The sequence below is a fragment of the Delftia sp. ASV31 genome, assembly GCF_016428765.1.
GTDB classification, from domain to species: domain Bacteria; phylum Pseudomonadota; class Gammaproteobacteria; order Burkholderiales; family Burkholderiaceae_C; genus Comamonas; species Comamonas acidovorans.
Genome location: NZ_JAELTK010000017.1, coordinates 49,309 through 66,807, shown reverse-complemented (window position 1 = coordinate 66,807; position 17,499 = coordinate 49,309). Strand labels below are relative to the sequence as shown.

The 17,499-nt window shown below is 65.6% G+C and carries 11 protein-coding genes, 1 CRISPR repeat array and 1 riboswitch; of the genes, 10 read left to right on the top strand and 1 reads right to left on the bottom strand.

The features are described from left to right. Positions 1 to 43: 43 nt before the first annotated feature. The 9 genes from JHD82_RS08780 (at position 44) to cas2 (ending at position 11,074) form a co-directional block, all read left to right on the top strand. Positions 44 to 706, top strand: a complete 663-nt coding sequence (locus tag JHD82_RS08780) for a nitroreductase (protein WP_012204232.1) — start codon at positions 44 to 46, stop codon at positions 704 to 706. 63 nt (positions 707 to 769) lie between these two features. Beyond that, a riboswitch (TPP riboswitch) is annotated at positions 770 to 895 on the top strand. Between the two features lie 265 nt (positions 896 to 1,160). Beyond that, a complete protein-coding gene (thiC, locus tag JHD82_RS08775) occupies positions 1,161 to 3,104 on the top strand; it encodes a phosphomethylpyrimidine synthase ThiC (protein WP_017407427.1) in 1,944 nt (647 codons plus the stop codon). A gap of 174 nt (positions 3,105 to 3,278) precedes the next feature. After that, positions 3,279 to 5,522 (top strand): CRISPR-associated helicase Cas3', encoded by a 2,244-nt coding sequence (gene cas3, locus JHD82_RS08770; RefSeq protein ID WP_199136028.1) that lies wholly within the window; start codon positions 3,279 to 3,281, stop codon positions 5,520 to 5,522. A gap of 41 nt (positions 5,523 to 5,563) precedes the next feature. Beyond that, positions 5,564 to 6,238, top strand: coding sequence for a type I-C CRISPR-associated protein Cas5c (cas5c, locus tag JHD82_RS08765; RefSeq protein ID WP_043792880.1), 675 nt, complete (start codon positions 5,564 to 5,566; stop codon positions 6,236 to 6,238). Continuing rightward, positions 6,235 to 8,067, top strand: coding sequence for a type I-C CRISPR-associated protein Cas8c/Csd1 (gene cas8c, locus JHD82_RS08760; RefSeq protein WP_199136026.1), 1,833 nt, complete (start codon positions 6,235 to 6,237; stop codon positions 8,065 to 8,067). The genes cas5c and cas8c overlap by 4 nt, the downstream gene beginning before the upstream one ends. Beyond that, positions 8,064 to 8,945, top strand: a complete 882-nt coding sequence (gene cas7c, locus JHD82_RS08755; RefSeq protein WP_199136024.1) for a type I-C CRISPR-associated protein Cas7/Csd2 — start codon at positions 8,064 to 8,066, stop codon at positions 8,943 to 8,945. Before cas8c ends, cas7c begins: the two co-directional genes overlap by 4 nt. Before the next feature lie 27 nt (positions 8,946 to 8,972). Next, entirely contained in the window at positions 8,973 to 9,629 is a 657-nt protein-coding gene (gene cas4 / locus JHD82_RS08750) for a CRISPR-associated protein Cas4 (protein ID WP_199136022.1), read from the top strand. Then, positions 9,614 to 10,654 carry a type I-C CRISPR-associated endonuclease Cas1c gene (gene cas1c / locus JHD82_RS08745; RefSeq protein WP_199136020.1) on the top strand — a complete coding sequence of 347 codons (1,041 nt, stop codon included), beginning with the start codon at positions 9,614 to 9,616 and terminating at the stop codon, positions 10,652 to 10,654. Before cas4 ends, cas1c begins: the two co-directional genes overlap by 16 nt. A 129-nt stretch (positions 10,655 to 10,783) precedes the next feature. Then, a complete protein-coding gene (gene cas2, locus JHD82_RS08740; RefSeq protein WP_016453846.1) occupies positions 10,784 to 11,074 on the top strand; it encodes a CRISPR-associated endonuclease Cas2 in 291 nt (96 codons plus the stop codon). Positions 11,075 to 11,256: 182 nt separating this feature from the next. Then, a CRISPR array of direct repeats spans positions 11,257 to 15,254; the repeat unit is 32 nt; unit sequence GTCGCGCCCCGTGCGGGCGCGTGGATTGAAAC. Positions 15,255 to 15,414: 160 nt separating this feature from the next. Here cas2 and JHD82_RS08735 read toward each other — a convergent pair. Beyond that, a complete protein-coding gene (locus JHD82_RS08735; protein WP_199136018.1) occupies positions 15,415 to 16,215 on the bottom strand; it encodes an IclR family transcriptional regulator in 801 nt (266 codons plus the stop codon). Positions 16,216 to 16,492: 277 nt separating this feature from the next. On the opposite strand from JHD82_RS08735, the gene JHD82_RS08730 reads away from it, so the two are divergent. Then, on the top strand, positions 16,493 to 17,497 hold the full coding sequence (locus JHD82_RS08730; RefSeq protein ID WP_199136053.1) for a sugar ABC transporter substrate-binding protein: 1,005 nt from the start codon (positions 16,493 to 16,495) through the stop codon (positions 17,495 to 17,497). Positions 17,498 to 17,499 lie beyond the last annotated feature (2 nt).

The window sequence follows — 17,499 nt, the reverse complement described above, 5'->3', positions numbered from 1 at the left end:
GATCCCCCAAGATCCCCCAAGAAGACCGGAGACTCCGACCAGCATGAACGTTGAACAGGCCTTGCATGCGCGCCGCTCCGTGCGCGCCTTCCTGCCCCAGTCGCCCGATGCGGCGCTGGTGCGCTCCCTGATGGAACAGTCGGCACAAGCGGCCTCGGGCGGCAACCTGCAGCCCTGGCGCGTGCTGGCGCTGACGGGCGAGCCGCTGCAGCAGCTGCTCACCGCCGTTGCCGAAGCCGAGCCCCAGGACGCCCAGCCCGGCCTGTCCTACCCGCCCAATCTCTGGGAGCCCTACCGCAGCCGGCGCTTTGCCAATGGCGAGGAGCTGTACCAGTCGCTGGGCATTCCGCGCGATGACAAGCCCGCGCGGCTGGAGCAGCTGGCGCGCAACGGCCAGTTCTTCGGCGCGCCCGTGGGCCTGATCGTGGCCGTGGACGAGCGCATGGGCCTGCCGCAATGGGTGGACCTGGGCATCTACCTGCAGTCCTTCATGCTGCTGGCCTGCGCCAATGGCCTGGCCACCTGCGCCCAGGGCTTCTGGCGCCGCTACAACGATGCCGTGACCCAGGCGCTGGCGCTGCCCGAGGGCTACCACGTGGCCTTCGGCATTGCGCTGGGCTACGAGGACAAGGATGCCCCCATCAACGGCTGGCGCGCCACGCGCGCACCGGTGGCCGAATGGGCACAGATGCGCGGCTTCGACTGAGCAGGGCTTTCAGGCCCCTGGGCAAACCCGCAGGGCAAGGGCGCCTTGCCATCCCCTATACTGCGCTCTGCTCCGGGGTGTGCTGATGCACTGAGATGCCAACCGGTCCATGCGCTGCATGGGCCAGGCGGCGAACCCGACGAACTTGATCCGGTTGATACCGGCGGAAGAAGAGCGGGACCCTGAAGCGGGGCCGAAGTCAGAGGATGGAAATCCGCCACGGCGGATACACGCAGGGCCGCAACGGCCAGGCAGGCCACCATCCGATGCGCATCGACCCTTGCCAACCAAGGCTGCTCGTGCGCCTTGGCGTGCGTGGCAACCAGGGGCCAAGGCCATACGGCCCTGGCAGGCCCACACTGGCATAGCCCGGTGCGCGGCCTTTGGCACAGCCCAAGGAGTGTCCGGTTCCCGGAGCGTTGTTGATCGACGCTTTGAACGCAAGGAACCCGACATGAACGCTCCCGATTCCATCTTCACCCCCGCAGCCGGCGAAGCTCCAGACGCACAGCGTTTTTCCGACCTGCTGGCGCAGTCGCGCAAGCCGTTCCCGGCCTCCACCAAGAGCTATCTGCAAGGCAGCCTGCACAGCGGCCTCAACGTGCCCGTGCGCGATATCCAGCTGACCAATGGCGAGCAGGTCAGCGTCTATGACACCTCGGGCCCCTACACCGATCCGGCCGTGGCCATCGACGTGCGCAGCGGCCTGCCTGGCGTGCGCAATGCCTGGATCGAGTCGCGCGGCGACAGCGAGTACTACGCCGGCCGCCTGCGCCAGGCCCTGGACGACGGCGGCAAGCGCGGCGAGGAAGATGAGCGCGTGGCCCGCCTGCGGGCCGAGGCCGCATCCCTGCAGCGCCAGCCGCGCCGCGCCAAGAGCGGCGGAAACGTCACCCAGATGCACTACGCGCGCAAGGGCATCATCACGCCCGAGATGGAATACGTGGCCCTGCGCGAGAACGGCCGCCGCGAATGGATGGCCGAGTACCAGCAGGACGCCGCGCGCGAGGCGCGCCTGGCCGGCAACGGCCTGGGCGCCGCCATCCCCAAGATCATCACGCCCGAATTCGTGCGCGACGAAGTGGCGCGCGGCCGCGCCATCATCCCGGCCAACATCAACCACCCCGAGATCGAGCCCATGGCCATCGGGCGCAACTTCAAGGTCAAGATCAACGCCAACATCGGCAACTCGGCCGTCACCTCCAGCATCGAGGAAGAGGTCGAGAAGCTGGTCTGGGCCATCCGTTGGGGCGCGGACAACGTGATGGACCTGTCCACCGGCAAGAACATCCACACCACGCGCGACTGGATCATCCGCAACTCGCCCGTGCCCATCGGCACCGTGCCCATCTACCAGGCGCTGGAAAAAGTGGGCGGCATCGCCGAGGACCTGACCTGGCCCATCTTCCGCGACACCCTGATCGAGCAGGCCGAGCAGGGCGTGGACTACTTCACCATCCACGCCGGCGTGCGCCTGGCCTACATCCACCTCACGGCCCAGCGACGCACAGGCATCGTCTCGCGCGGCGGCTCCATCATGGCCAAGTGGTGCATGGCCCACCACCGCGAGAGCTTCCTGTACGAGCACTTCGAGGACATCTGCGACATCATGAAGCAGTACGACGTCAGCTTCTCGCTGGGCGACGGACTGCGCCCCGGCAGCGCCTCGGATGCCAATGACGAAGCCCAGTTCGCCGAGCTGCAGACCCTGGGCGAGCTGACCCAACTGGCCTGGAAACACGACGTGCAGACCATGATCGAAGGCCCCGGCCACGTGCCCATGCACATGATCCAGGCCAACATGACCGAGCAGCTCAAGCACTGCCACGAGGCGCCGTTCTACACCCTGGGCCCGCTGACCATCGACATCGCCCCCGGCTACGACCACATCGCCAGCGCCATCGGCGCGGCCATGATCGGCTGGTTCGGCACCGCCATGCTGTGCTACGTCACGCCCAAGGAGCACCTGGGCCTGCCCGACCGCGACGACGTCAAGCAGGGCATCATCGCGTACAAGATCGCCGCCCACGCCGCCGACGTCGCCAAGGGCCACCCCGGCGCCCGCGCCCGCGACGACGCGCTGAGCCAGGCGCGCTTCGACTTCCGCTGGCAGGACCAGTTCAACCTGGGCCTGGACCCCGACACCGCCCAGGCCTACCACGACGAAACCCTGCCCAAGGACAGCGCCAAGGTGGCGCACTTCTGCTCCATGTGCGGCCCCAAGTTCTGCTCCATGAAGATCACCCAGGAAGTGCGCGAATTCGCCGCTGCCAAGGGCGTGGCCGAGCAGGAAGGCATTGCCGCCGGAATGCAGGCCAAGGCCGAGGAATTCAACCGCGCCGGCGGCGAGTTCTATATCCCCATCGTGGCGGCCAGCAGCGATACGACGGCGCGTTGAAATCCGCTGACTCCTGATCGGGAATGCGCCATGTAGGCGGATATTTCCCCTATAGTCGATCCAGCCTTGGACTGGTCAAATAAACACCGCAGGCGCTTTTGGTGCCTGCGGTGTTTTTTCTTAGGACTATTCCTGTTTTTGCCGAGAAATAGACGGAAGAATCTGAATTGTCTTATGGGTGACTTCTTTGCGCATTCCACAGCCAATGTTTCAAAGGCCGATTGGCAATCCCTGCCGGATCACCTGAAGGGTGTGGGCACACTGGCTCGACAGTTCGCACAGGCCTTCGGTGCCGGTGAGCTGGCTGAGATACAGGGCTGGCTGCATGACCTGGGCAAGTACACCGAGCCCTACCAACTTCGGCTGCAAGGCGGCGCACTGCGCGTGGACCACTCCACCTGGGGCGCGCGCATTGCAGCCAGGCACTATCCCGGAATAGGCCATTTGCTGGCCTATGGCATTGCCGGGCACCATGCGGGATTGGCCAATGGGGATGGGCAAGGGGAAAGATCCGCATTGCGCCAGCGGCTCGATGACGGGTATGAATTGCCGGCGCTCGATTCCGCCTGGAAGCGCGACATCGCATTGCCCGCCAAGCTGCCAATGGTCGATCTCAAGCCTTGTGACGGCAAACGCAAGAATTTCCAGTTGGCATTTTTCACACGCATGATGTTTTCATGCCTGGTCGATGCCGATTTTCTCGATACGGAGCGCTTTTATCTGAAGACGGAAAGCCGTCCCGATCATCGCAGCGCGGGTAAGCCGGTGCCCAGCCTGCAGGCCTTGCGCGAGCAGCTCGATCACTTCCTGGCAGGTCTGCCGGCGGGGGGCGATGTCAACTCCATTCGCTCAGGCATCCTGCAGCATGTGCGTGCGCAGGCGGAACTGGCGCCGGGGCTGTTTTCCCTGACGGTGCCCACGGGCGGGGGCAAGACGCTGGCCTCGCTGGCCTTCGCGCTGGACCACGCCATACGCCATGGCCTGCGTCGCGTGATCTTCGTGATTCCGTTCACCAGCATCGTCGAGCAGAACGCCGCCGTATTCCGCAATGCCCTGGGCCCGCTGGGCGACGCCGCCGTGCTGGAGCACCACAGCGCTTTCGTGCAGACCGAGCCGCCGCGCGACGACCCCGAAAAATACCAGGCACAAAAGAAGCTGCAGCTGGCCATGGAGAACTGGGACGCGCCCATCGTCGTCACCACGGCCGTGCAGTTCTTCGAAAGCCTGTTCGCCGCTCGGCCATCGCAATGCCGCAAGCTGCACCGCATCGCGGCCAGCGTGGTCGTGCTGGACGAGGCCCAGACCATGCCGCTCAAGCTACTGCGGCCCTGCGTGGCGGCCATCGACGAACTGGCGCGCAACTACCGCGCGAGCGTGGTGCTGTGCACCGCGACCCAGCCTGCACTGGTGGCGCCAGATTTCGAGGGCGGCCTGAACGAAGTGCGGGAACTGGCGCCCGACCCGGACCGGCTGTTCAGGCAACTGGAGCGCGTGCGCGTGCGGCACCTGGGCGTGCTGGACGATGAGGCGCTGGCCGGCCACATGCGCTCGCGCGAACAGGTGCTGTGCATCGTCAACAACCGCCGCCATGCGCGGGCCGTCTACCAGGCCATGGCCGATCTGCCCGGTGCACGCCATCTGACCACGCTGATGTGCGCAAGGCACCGCAGCGAGGTGCTGGCCGAAGTGCGGCAGATGCTCAAGGAAGGCAAACCCTGCCGGCTGGTATCGACGAGCCTGATCGAGGCCGGCGTCGATGTGGACTTTCCCACCGTGCTGCGTGCCGAGGCGGGCCTGGACTCCATCGCCCAGGCCGCTGGCCGCTGCAACCGTGAGGGACGGCGCGCCAGGGATACCAGCGAGGTGCTTGTGTTTCTGCCGGGCAATCCGGATTGGGCACCGCCACCTGAACTCAAGCAGTACGCGGAGAAGGCGCGAGAAGTGCTCAGGCAGCTCGAGGCGCAGCCTCTGGCCCCCGAGGCCATCCAGCGCTACTTCTCGCTGCTTTACTGGCAAAAGGGCTCGCAGGCCCTGGATGTGCCGGATCTGTTGGGGCAACTGACGGCAAGCCGCTTCGACAGCCTGCCGATGGAAACCCTGGCGGCGAAGTTCCGGCTTATCGACAGCGTGCAGATGCCGGTGATCGTGCCGTATGACGACAAGGCCAGGGACGCGCTGCGGGCGCTGGAGCATGCGCAAGGCAGCGTGGGCCTGGCGCGCAGCCTGCAGCCCTACCTGGTGCAACTGCCGCGACAAGGCTTTGATGCGCTGCGCAAGGCCGGGGCCGTGGTGCCGGTGGCCGAGAGCAAATGGGGTGATCAATTCATGGTGCTGGCGCACGAGGGCTTGTACGACCCGCGCCATGGCATCCATTGGGATGAGCCCGCGCTGATCCAGACCGAGCATTTGTGCTGGTAGCGCAGGCAACGGTGTCTTGCCGCCGAAGGAGAGGAGAGGGCATGGGATTTGGAGTGAAACTGAAGGTCTGGGGTGAGCGCGCCTGCTTCACCAGACCCGAGATGAAGGGTGAGCGCGTCAGCTACGACGTCATCACGCCTTCGGCCGCGCGCGGCATTCTGGAGGCCATCCACTGGAAGCCGGCTATACGTTGGAGCGTAGACCGCATCCACGTTCTGAAGCCGATCCGCTTTGAATCGATACGGCGCAACGAGGTCGGCAGCAAGATCTCTCCGGCCAGTGTGTCCAAGGCGATGAAGGCCGGCTCCACGGAAGGCTTGGTCACGCATGTGGACCAGGATCGTCAGCAGCGCGCAGCCACGGTGCTGCGCGACGTAGCCTATGTGATCGAGGCGCATTTCGAGCTCACGCCCAAGGCTGGCGCCGACGACTCGGTGGGCAAGCACCTGGACATCTTCAACCGCCGAGCGCGCAAGGGCCAGTGCTTTCAAATGCCCTGCCTGGGCGTGCGCGAGTTTCCGGCGGACTTCGGCCTGCTCGAAGACGGCGAGGCATTGCCAACACCGCACGAAAGCCTGCTGCCCGAGCGGGACCTGGGCTGGATGCTGCATGACATCGACTTTGCCAACGGCATGGCCCCGCGCTTTTTCCGCGCCAGCATGGCCGGTGGTGTGATCGCCGTGCCGCCCTGGCACAGCGAGGAGCTCAAGTCATGATCCTGCAGGCGCTTGCCACCTACTACCAGCGGCTGCTGGAACGCCGCGAGGAGGGCCTGGCGCCCTTTGGCTACAGCCCCGAGAAGATCAGCTACGAGATCCTGCTGTCCGCCGATGGCCGTGTGGTGCAGGTCAACGACATCCGCGACACCACGGGTAAGAAGCCGCTGCCGTGCGTGATGAACGTGCCCCAGCCGGAGAAAAGAACGGTGGGCATCAAGTCCAATTTCCTCTGGGACAAGACCAGCTATGTGCTGGGCGTGAGCGCCACCAGCAAGCGCGCGGACAAGGAGCATGAAGCCTTCAAGGCCTTGCACCGCGAGCATCTGGCCGGCACGCAGGATGCGGGCCTGAAGGCCTTGCTGGGCTTTTTCGACGCCTGGACGCCGCAGCAATTCGAAGCGCCCCATTTCACCCCGGACATGCTCGATGCCAACATGGTGTTCCGCATGGATGGCGAGAAGGCCTATCTGCACGAACGCCCGGCCGCTCAGGCCCTGCGTGCCCGGCTGCTCGCCAGCGACGACGGTGGACAAAGCGGTCAGGAATCGGTGGCGACCTGCCTTGTGAGCGGCGAAAGCCTGCCCGTGGCGCGCCTGCACCCGGTCATCAAGGGCGTCAGTGGTGCCCAGAGCTCCGGCGCCTCCATCGTCTCCTTCAACCAGGAGTCCTTCACTTCCTACGGCAAAAGCCAGGGCGACAACGCACCTGTCTCGGAGCAGGCCGCCTTTGCCTACACCACCGTGCTCAACCACTTGCTGCGGCGCGGCGAGCATAACCGCCAGCGCCTGCAGATCGGTGATACCAGCATCGTCTTCTGGGCCGAGGCCGCAGATGGCCAGGAGGCCGAACAGGCCGTACGGGCCGAGTCGCTGTTGGCCGACCTGCTCGATGACCGTCCCTCGGACGACCAGGAGGCCGCGCGCATCCGCATCGAACTGGAAAAGGTGCAGAAAGGCCGGCCGCTCAGCGACATCGACCCCAGGCTCGAGGAAGACACGCGCATGTACGTGCTGGGCCTGGCGCCCAATGCCTCGCGCATCTCCATCCGTTTCTGGGAGGTCGGCACGCTGGGCCTGTTTGCGCGCCGCCTGGCGGAGCACGCGCAGGACTTTCATCTGGAGCCTGTGCCCTGGAAGACCGCGCCCTCGGCTTACCGCGTGGTGCTGGCCACGGCACCGCACCGTGAGGGCAGCGCACCCAAGATGGATGACGCCATGAGCAATCTCGTGGGCGAGTTCATGCGCGCCGTGCTCACCGGCCGCCCCTATCCACGCAGCCTGCTGGCCAACGTGCTGATGCGCATGCGCAGCGATGGCCATCTGTCGGGGCTGCGCGTGGGTATCTGCAAAGGCATTCTGGCGCGTGAGCGCCGCCTCGGAATCAACAGTGACAAGGAGGAGATCCCCGTGAGTCTGGACAAGGAATCCACCAACGCGGCCTACCGGCTGGGCCGCCTTTTCGCCGTGCTGGAAAGCGCGCAGCGCCAGGCGTTGGGCGGGCAGGTCAACGCGACCATCCGCGACCGCTACTACGGCGCCGCCTCGGCCACGCCTGCATCGGTATTTCCCATGCTGCTGCGCAATGCGCAAAACCATCTGGGGCGCCTGCGCAAGGACAGGCCGGGCGCTGCCGTGGGGCTGGAAAAGGACATTGGCGAGATTGTCGGCGGTCTCACCGACAGCTTCCCGCGCAGCCTGCGCATCGAAGACCAGGGTCGTTTCGCCATCGGCTACTACCACCAGTCGCAAAGCCGTTTCAGCAAATCGGTTGCCAACGACGACAGCAACGATTCCACAGAAGACACCTCCGAGGAAGCCTCCGCATGACCGCCATCGCCCACCGCTACGAATTCGTCTACCTGTTCGACATCACCAATGGCAATCCCAATGGCGATCCCGATGCCGGCAACCTGCCGCGCCTGGACCCCGAGACCAATCGAGGCCTGGTCACCGATGTCTGCCTCAAGCGCAAGATCCGCAACTTCGTGAGCCTGGACAAGGACGATGCACCGGGCCATGCGATCTACATGCAGGAAAAGGCCATCCTGAACCACCAGCATCGCAAGGCCTACGAGGCCATCGGCATCAAGCCCGAAGACAAGAAACTGCCCAAGGACGAAGCCAAAGCCCGCGAGATCACGGCCTGGATGTGCGCCAACTTCTTCGACATCCGCACCTTCGGCGCTGTCATGACCACCGGCATCAACGCCGGCCAGGTGCGCGGGCCCATACAGATGGCCTTCGCCACCTCCATCGACCCCGTGGTGCCGCTGGAAATCTCCATCACGCGCATGGCCGTCACCACGGAAAAAGAGGCCGAAGCCCAGAGTGGCGACAACCGCACCATGGGCCGCAAGCACATCATTCCCTACGGCCTGTACCGTGCCCATGGCTTCATCTCGGCCAAGCTGGCCGAGCGCACCGGGTTTTCCAACGAGGACCTGGACCTGTTCTGGCGCGCGCTGATCAACATGTTCGAGCATGACCGCTCCGCCGCACGCGGCGAGATGGCGGCGCGCAAACTCATCGTCTTCGAACATGAAAGCGCCATGGGCAACGCGCCTGCGCATGTGCTGTTTGACGCCGTCAAGGTGGAGTCCGCACAGCCGGCCGATGCGGGCGCTCCCCGGCGCTTTGCTGACTACCGTGTGCACATCGACACTGCGGCCGTGCCTTCGGGCGTGACCCTGCGGGAACTGATCTGAGACGGGTGGCAAAGCCGCCGACGCACCATGAGCGAAGACGACGCCATCGCCCTGTCGGCATTGCAGCACTACCTGTACTGCCCAAGGCAATGCGCCCTCATCCATGTCGAGCAGCTGTGGGCCGAAAGCCGGCATACGGCTGAAGGCCGGCTGCTGCACGAAAAGGCCGACAAGCCCAAGGCGGAGCGGCGCAAGGGTGTGCGCACTGTCACGGCCATGCCGCTGGCCGAGACGCGCCTGGGCATCACCGGCATTGCCGACGTGGTGGAGTTCCACCAGGGCCCACAGGGCGAGCATGCGTTTCCCGTGGAATACAAGCGTGGCCGGCCCAAGGCCCATCGTGCCGATGAAGTCCAACTCTGCGCCCAGGCGCTGTGCCTGGAGTCCATGCTGGGCCAGCCGGTAGAGGCGGGCGCCCTTTACTACGGCGAGGCCCGCAGACGCACCGATGTGCGCTTCGACGACGAACTGCGCCAGCTCACCTGCGGCACCATTGCCGCGGTGCGCTCCATGCTGGACTCGGGCACCACGCCAACGGCGCGCTACAGCCCCCGGCTGTGCGATGCCTGTTCGCTGCTGGACCTGTGCCAGCCCAGGCTGTTGGGGCGAACCCAGAGTGTCAATGCCTGGCTGTCAGCGCAATGGGGCCAGCAGATGGAAGAAGGTCCATGCGACGGCAACTGAACACCCTGTACGTGACCACCGAAGGCGCCTGGCTGCGCAAGGACGGTGCCAACATCGTGATGGAGGTCGAACAGCGCGAGCGTGCCCGGCTGCCGGTGCACATGCTCGAAAGCCTGGTCTGCTTCGGGCGCGTGCTGGTGTCTCCACCGCTGATGGGCTATTGCGCCGAGCAGGGCATCTGCACCAGCTTTCTCACGCCCAACGGGCGCTTTCTTGCGCGGGTGGAGGGGCCTGTTTCCGGTAACGTGCTGCTGCGCCGTCAGCAGTACCGGGTCAGCGATGATCCGGACCGTTGCGCCGCCATCGTCCACAGCATCCTGCTGGGCAAGCTGCACAACCAGCGCGCGGTCCTGGGCCGGGCACTGCGTGACCACGGCGACAAGCTGGAGCCCGAAGCCGAGGCAGCACTGACGCACGCCTACAAGCGCCTGGGGCGCATTGCGGAAAAACTGCCCGGAGAAACCAGCCTGGACATGCTGCGTGGCTATGAAGGCGAGGCGGCGCAGGCCTATTTCGGCGTGTTCGACATGCTCATTCGCGTGGACAGCCCCGCCATGCGCTTTCAGGGGCGCAGCCGGCGTCCGCCGCGCGACGCGGTCAATGCCTTGCTGTCCTTTCTCTACACCCTCGTCACGCACGACTGCCGCTCAGCACTCGAAAGCGTGGGCCTGGACCCCGCCGTGGGCTTCCTGCACCGTGACAGGCCCGGGCGTCCCAGCCTGGCGCTGGACCTGCTGGAGGAATTTCGCCCCCTGCTGGCGGACCGGCTGGCACTGTCGCTGATCAACCGTAAACAGCTGGGTGAGCGCGACTTCCAGATCATGGACAACGGCGCGGTCCTGCTGACAGAAGCATCACGCAAGACCGTGCTGACCGCCTACCAGGAGCGCAAGCGCGAAGAACTGCGCCACGCCTTCATCGAAGAAAAAGCCGCCATCGGACTGTTCCCCTTCATCCAGGCGCAACTGCTGGCCCGCCACCTGCGCGGTGATCTCGATGCCTATCCGCCATTCCTTTGGAAATGAAAAATGGCCCCCACGCTTCCTTTGCTGCGCAAGGTCCGCTGCCTCCGGCCGGGCACCCCCTCGCCGGGCGTCCCCGAGGGAGCCTCTTTTTCATCTTGGGGGCCGGGCGATGAAAAATGAGGTGCGCCGATGATGGTCCTGGTGAGCTATGACGTCCGCACCCAGGACCCGGATGGTGCCCGCCGCCTGCGGCGCATCGCCAAGGCCTGCCGGGACTTCGGCCAGCGCGCGCAATACTCCGTCTTCGAAATAGAAGTGGACGCCGCGCAATGGGTCGCCCTCAAGGCGCGGCTGATGCAAATCATCGACCCTGCCCAGGACAGCCTCAGGTTCTACTACCTGGGCCAACACTGGCGCAGCAAGGTCGAACACATCGGCGCAAAGCCCGTGCTGGACCTCGACGCCCCCCTCGTCTTCTGAGCCTCCGCGCGAACCCCAAGTGACCGCCGCCTGCCCTTGAGGTTCGCGGCCGCGCAAGCTGTTGTTTTCAAAAGGGCGTGGGCGAGCGAATGGCTGAACGCCGATCCCGCAGCATGACAGTGCGGCCTGGTTCGCGGAAGCCTGGCTTTTTTCATAGCGGTGAAATTGCTCTATAAGTACCCCTCGCGCCCCGTGCGGGCGCGTGGATTGAAACTTGCGGGGGTGCTGTGAATGCGGGCATCCCAGTCGCGCCCCGTGCGGGCGCGTGGATTGAAACCTGGCATCGGGCGACAGCCCGCGACAGCAGGCGCTCGCGCCCCGTGCGGGCGCGTGGATTGAAACCTTGAACTCATCACGGGACGACTGCGCCCGGGTCTCGCGCCCCGTGCGGGCGCGTGGATTGAAACAACACCGGCCTGCGGCCGGGCGAGCTCCAGGCGGTCGCGCCCCGTGCGGGCGCGTGGATTGAAACAAGGCTCAACAGGCCCGTGACGCTGGGCAGTCGTGTCGCGCCCCGTGCGGGCGCGTGGATTGAAACAGCGGCACGCTCGCCCTTGAAGTACATCGTCACGTCGCGCCCCGTGCGGGCGCGTGGATTGAAACGAGTGCTCGACTACTACGAGCAGGTGGGCCAGCCGTGTCGCGCCCCGTGCGGGCGCGTGGATTGAAACCGCTGGGCATGCCAAGAAACGCCTCGCAAGCCTGGTCGCGCCCCGTGCGGGCGCGTGGATTGAAACAAGGACTCGTTCGATTGGACAACCCTGCCGCTGGGTCGCGCCCCGTGCGGGCGCGTGGATTGAAACGTTGTGTGTTTGGGTATCGCAGTGATGCGCCCCCGTCGCGCCCCGTGCGGGCGCGTGGATTGAAACACTCCAGCCACGGCGCCCTGCACCAGACCAGGCGCGTCGCGCCCCGTGCGGGCGCGTGGATTGAAACCAGAAGGATGCCAGTGGCAACTTCATGCAGGGCTGTCGCGCCCCGTGCGGGCGCGTGGATTGAAACTACCATCCCGTACTGGCTGCAGCCGTACTACCAGGTCGCGCCCCGTGCGGGCGCGTGGATTGAAACGTCTTCGTCAGAACGTCCATCCCCTGCCACCACGTCGCGCCCCGTGCGGGCGCGTGGATTGAAACAAGATCCGCAACCTGATCCGCGACAGCCTCTCGGGTCGCGCCCCGTGCGGGCGCGTGGATTGAAACCGCGAGAACTGGGGGCGGACCATGGCGCAAGGCAGTCGCGCCCCGTGCGGGCGCGTGGATTGAAACGAGGCCCCTGCCCACGGGGTTCTGCGGATGCTGTGGTCGCGCCCCGTGCGGGCGCGTGGATTGAAACAGGGTCTGGCCGTTGGTGAGCTGGGCCGGGCCGATCGTCGCGCCCCGTGCGGGCGCGTGGATTGAAACGCTCACCGAGGTGTCGCTGCGCTCGCCACCCTTGTCGCGCCCCGTGCGGGCGCGTGGATTGAAACCAAGTCACCACTCGCGTAATGGGCGTTGCCGCAAGGCCGCGCCCCGTGCGGGCGCGTGGATTGAAACGGTGGCCCCATCGTAAAAGGCATCCTCGCCAATTGTCGCGCCCCGTGCGGGCGCGTGGATTGAAACGTTGACATTGGTAAACCAGTCTTTGCTTGCACCCAGTCGCGCCCCGTGCGGGCGCGTGGATTGAAACTCGCAGCGCAGCGACCTGCTCTTGCGTCCTCCTGGTCGCGCCCCGTGCGGGCGCGTGGATTGAAACTGACTCCCGCATTATGGGCATCACACCGGACAGTGTCGCGCCCCGTGCGGGCGCGTGGATTGAAACACCCAGACACGCGGCCCCTAGCGCTCCAGGCATCGTCGCGCCCCGTGCGGGCGCGTGGATTGAAACATCCAGTAGGCGCCGATACCTGCGCCCCGGTGGAAGTCGCGCCCCGTGCGGGCGCGTGGATTGAAACTCGGACAGTTGGCCAATCGTCAAATCCAGCCTTGTCGCGCCCCGTGCGGGCGCGTGGATTGAAACGCGACGGCGGCATCGAGCGCATGAAGGGAGAGCGTCGCGCCCCGTGCGGGCGCGTGGATTGAAACTCTGCGCCCGGCTGCAGTCTCCTCTTCGCCGTTCTGTCGCGCCCCGTGCGGGCGCGTGGATTGAAACATCCAGGCGCTCGACACTCATCGGCAGCGGGTCGCGCCCCGTGCGGGCGCGTGGATTGAAACTGGCCCGTGCGCGAGAAGCTGTTCCTGGAGCACAGTCGCGCCCCGTGCGGGCGCGTGGATTGAAACGTTTCCAGCGGCACAGCCCGCAACGTCCACTTAGTCGCGCCCCGTGCGGGCGCGTGGATTGAAACCCCTTGGCTGCTGCCTGGGCTGCGGCGATGGATGGTCGCGCCCCGTGCGGGCGCGTGGATTGAAACCCGGTATCAGCCTCGCGCCCGACCACCGCCAGGCGTCGCGCCCCGTGCGGGCGCGTGGATTGAAACTTGCTGACCATGAGGAAGTACTCATTGATCAGGCGGTCGCGCCCCGTGCGGGCGCGTGGATTGAAACAAGCCTGGTATTGGCATGATTGGCCCGCTTGGCGAGGTCGCGCCCCGTGCGGGCGCGTGGATTGAAACTGCTTGCTCATATCGATGTCCTCTCAATGGTTCGGTCGCGCCCCGTGCGGGCGCGTGGATTGAAACAGGTCATCGAACACCATGCCGGTGACATTGATGTCGTCGCGCCCCGTGCGGGCGCGTGGATTGAAACGCGTGCGGGGAAGCGTAGAGCACTGTCGCTCGTACGTCGCGCCCCGTGCGGGCGCGTGGATTGAAACTATTTTCTGTTCGGCGTGGATGTAGCAACCGCGCAAGTCGCGCCCCGTGCGGGCGCGTGGATTGAAACCAATGGGCAGGGAGCGCGCATTGGCCAGCGAGCAGTCGCGCCCCGTGCGGGCGCGTGGATTGAAACAGAATCTGGCTGGCTTGAGATGGCATCGCCTTAACGTCGCGCCCCGTGCGGGCGCGTGGATTGAAACTGCGACACCGGCAACGAGCACCAGGCCGTCTATGACGTCGCGCCCCGTGCGGGCGCGTGGATTGAAACAGTCCTCTTGAGTTGGGTTTCCGTCGGTATTTCGTCGCGCCCCGTGCGGGCGCGTGGATTGAAACACGCTGGACCGCGTGGAAGTGCTCCTGGTCGGCTGTCGCGCCCCGTGCGGGCGCGTGGATTGAAACATCGAGACGGAGCTGGAATTCAGCGAAGACGAGCGTCGCGCCCCGTGCGGGCGCGTGGATTGAAACGTCGCGCCCAGGGACGGGCTCAGGTTCTCGGTGCTGGCGTCGCGCCCCGTGCGGGCGCGTGGATTGAAACTTCTTGCGCTCCGCTTCAGCCTCCTGCTTGGCGCGTCGCGCCCCGTGCGGGCGCGTGGATTGAAACAGGTCATAAGGCTTGCCCGAGGCCTTTGCGTTGGTCGCGCCCCGTGCGGGCGCGTGGATTGAAACGACGCATCCCAGTCGCCAATCCTGGGGGCTGGCCGTCGCGCCCCGTGCGGGCGCGTGGATTGAAACAAGTTCATCCGCAAGGGGTTGTAATGCAACTGAGTCGCGCCCCGTGCGGGCGCGTGGATTGAAACGTTATCTGGCTGATGAGATGGCCGGGCTGCGCTGTCGCGCCCCGTGCGGGCGCGTGGATTGAAACGTCAACCCCGACAAAGACCCAACACCCGGGCAATGTCGCGCCCCGTGCGGGCGCGTGGATTGAAACTCGCTCCTGCCGAAGGCTGTCCTATCGACCTATCGTCGCGCCCCGTGCGGGCGCGTGGATTGAAACACGACCATGTACGGTTGGGCGTTCGCCAACCTGAGTCGCGCCCCGTGCGGGCGCGTGGATTGAAACCTTTCACAAGGCTCGGCTCATGATTAACGCGCTGGTCGCGCCCCGTGCGGGCGCGTGGATTGAAACTGGAGCTGGTCCAGAGCGCTGTCTTTGATCTCCGGTCGCGCCCCGTGCGGGCGCGTGGATTGAAACCATGTTGGTGACGGGGGTAATGATGGCAACACCTGAGTCGCGCCCCGTGCGGGCGCGTGGATTGAAACGCCGCATCGCTGACGAGGCGACGGGCAAAAAAAGTCGCGCCCCGTGCGGGCGCGTGGATTGAAACAACTCTGTGTTCTTCACGGACCACAAGAAGAACACGTCGCGCCCCGTGCGGGCGCGTGGATTGAAACATGACGTGGCCTGCGCGCTGCAGCAGCGGGCGCGTGGATTGAAACTCGGAGGCCAGGTCCAGGGCCTGCATTTCGAGTTGTCGCGCCCCGTGCGGGCGCGTGGATTGAAACCCCTGCCACCACAGCAAGCACCACATGCATTTGGAAAAAATCGCCTGACTCATTCCTCGCCGCGCAGGCCGCCATTGAGAGAGAGTCCAGCCACTGCCTGCAGCAGGTACCCGCGTGCCTCATCTATCGAGGGACCTGCATGCCCATCGATCCGCCGAATATAGGGAGATGTCAGCACAGCCATGGCCTGACCATCGGGCCCGAGGATGGGACAGGAGATGTCCACCACACCATAGGACTGCAGGCTTTCGCTCTGCTTGTGGCCTTTGCTGCGTATCTGTTCCAGCATGTCGTGCATCTGCGCCTCGGGCAGTGGCACCTCGCCTTCCAAAGGCGTGTGCTCGGCCAGCATCTGCGCGCGGCGTTCGGGTGTCTGGCAGGCCAGCAGCACATGGCCTGACCCGGTGTCCAGCAGCCCGACGCGTGCGCCCAGCCTGATTGACAGGCCCCAGTTCCCGGGGCCCGGGACCTGGGCCACGATCAGGACATTGCCACGGTCATAGAGGCCCAGGTGGCAGGACTGCTCGGCCTGCCGCGCATAGGCATCCATGACGGGCAGCGCCTGGGTCACGAGGCGGTTGACGGGCGGGTGGCGGTGCGCCAGCGCGAACATCTTGAGGCTGAGCGCATGGCGGTCGCCGCCGGCTGAGCGCATCACATATTGCCGGGCCACCAGCCGCTCGAGCATGCGGTAGATCTCGCTGGGGCCCCGGCCCAGTTCCTTGACGATCTCGGCCCGCGTCAGGCCATCGGGGTGCTCGGCCAGCAGCTCCAGGATGTCCAGCCCCTTGTCCAGTGCCGGCGCGCGGTAGCGCTCGCTGTCTTCTGCGTTGTCCAGTGCTTTGCTCATGCGTGCAGATCTTACGTTCGGGATAGGACTGATCCTGTTTTGGACGATGCCTTGCGCATCGGGGCAATGCTCTGGGTAAACCATAGGTGCCGAGTTTGAATTTATTCATAAATAATAAATTCATGGATGAATGATTTTGCCGAGCCAAGGCATTTGGGTCATAGGCAAGAGGCGATCACGTCACACCGCCGCACCGCCGGAGCCCCGGCACACATGAGGAGGCCGTTCCATGGCAGCACTGCATGGCGTTTCCCAGGCACCGGCCAAACGGGTCGGCATGGCTTGGCGGTTCTCAGCCGCTGTTGCGGCGCTGGCATGCGCGGGGGCAGCGCTGGCGGCGGAACCCGGCGCGGCGCAAGGCAGGATCGGGGTCAACCTGCCGCTGCTGACCTCGCCGTTCTGGCAGGCCTACAACGGCTACCTCCCGCAAATGGCGAAGGCCCTCGGGGTCGACATCCTGGCGCCGGTGAACTCCAACCAGGACCCGGCCCAGCAGATCACCGACGTGGCCAATCTGATCAACCTCGGCGCCAAGGGGTTGGTGGTGGCGCCATTGGATTCGGCGGCCATTGGTCGCGCGCTCGCCTTGGCCGAGCAGGGGAAGATTCCTGTGGTGGCGGTGGACGTGGCGCCTACCCGGGGCAAGGTGGCGATGGTGGTGCGTGCCGACAACCGCGCCTATGGCACGCGGTCCTGCCAGTACCTGGGCGCGCAGGTGAAGGCGGGCAAGGTGGTGCAGATCATGGGCGACCTGGCATCGGTCAACGGCCGTGATCGGGCCGAGGCTTTCCGCAGTTGCATGAAGGATTTCCCGGCGCTGCAGGTGCTGGAGATTCCCGCGGCCTGGAAGTCCGATGCCGCCGCTGCCGCGCTCGATGGCCTGCTGTCCGCCCATCCGGACCTGAAGGGCATCTACATGCACGCGGGCGGCGTCTATCTGGCGCCTACGCTGCAGACGCTGCGGCGCAGGGGGCTGCTGTATCCGGCCGGCGATCCGCGGCACATCGTGGTGATCAGCAACGACGGCATCGCCCAGGAACTGGACGCCATCCGCAAGGGCGAGATCGACGCCACCATCTCGCAGCCCGCCGATCTTTACGCAAAGTTCGGCCTGTACTACATCAAGGCAGCGCTGGCCGGGCAGAAGTTCAAGCCCGGGCCCACCCCGCATGGCAGCCGCATCGTGGAGGTGGCTCCGGGCATTCTGGAGGACCAGTTGCCCGCGCCCGTCGTGACGCGCGAGAACGTGGATGACAAGTCGCTGTGGGCCAACCAGCCATGACG